Source organism: Nocardioides sp. NPDC059952, from assembly GCF_042730435.1.
In the GTDB taxonomy this organism is placed as follows: Bacteria; Actinomycetota; Actinomycetes; order Propionibacteriales; family Nocardioidaceae; genus Nocardioides.
This window is the reverse complement of record NZ_JBHWLY010000181.1, coordinates 1-1,030: the sequence shown is the minus strand read 5'-3', so window position 1 is coordinate 1,030 and position 1,030 is coordinate 1. Positions and strand designations below refer to the sequence as shown.

The window sequence follows — 1,030 nt, the reverse complement described above, 5'->3', positions numbered from 1 at the left end:
TGAAACCGTGTGCGTACAAGCAGTAGGAGCTCCGCAAGGAGTGACTGCGTACCTTTTGTATAATGGGTCAGCGACTTACTGTTCGTGGCAAGCTTAACCGTATAGGGGAGGCGAAGGGAAACCGAGTCTGATAAGGGCGCATAGTCGCGGGCAGTAGACCCGAAACCGGGTGATCTAGTCATGCCCAGGGTGAAGGTGCGGTAACACGCACTGGAGGCCCGAACCCACTCCCGTTGCAAAGGTAGGGGATGAGGTGTGATTAGGAGTGAAAAGCTAATCGAACCCGGAGATAGCTGGTTCTCCTCGAAAGCTATTTAGGTAGCGCCTCATATGTATCCTCTCGGGGGTAGAGCACTGTTATGGCTAGGGGGTCATCGCGACTTACCAAACCATTGCAAACTCCGAATACCGAGACGGACTGTATGGGAGACACACGGCGGGTGCTAACGTCCGTCGTGAAAAGGGAAACAACCCAGACCCACAGCTAAGGTCCCAAATTCACTGCTAAGTGGAAAACCATGTGGAAAGGCACAGACAGCCAGGAGGTTGGCTTAGAAGCAGCCACCCTTTAAAGAAAGCGTAATAGCTCACTGGTCGAGTCGGTCTGCGGGGAAGATTTAACGGGGCTAAGCAGTGAACCGAAGCTTGGGGTGCATACTTTGTATGCGCGGTAGAGGAGCGTTCCGTAAGCCGTTGAAGGTGGATTGAGAAGTCTGCTGGAGGTATCGGAAGTGCGAATGCTGACATGAGTAACGATAATGCGGGTGAAAAACCCGCACGCCGAAAGCCCAAGGTTTCCTTGCGCAACGTTAATCGGCGCAGGGTGAGTCGGCCCCTAAGGCGAGGACGAAAGTCGTAGTCGATGGGAAGCAGGTTAATATTCCTGCACCTCGCGTAAGTGCGATGGAGGGACGGAGAAGGTTAGGTGTACCAGGCGTTGGTTGTCCTGGGGAAAGGCGGTAGGTTTGGATCTTTGGCAAATCCGGGATCCTCTAAGACCGAGCACCGAGACGAGCCTTTATGGCAAAGT

1 rRNA gene is annotated in these 1,030 nt (G+C 53.7%); it reads left to right on the top strand.

Annotated features, from left to right (window positions below):
- Positions 1-1,030, top strand: a 23S ribosomal RNA gene (locus ACFV9G_RS30040); the annotation flags it as partial.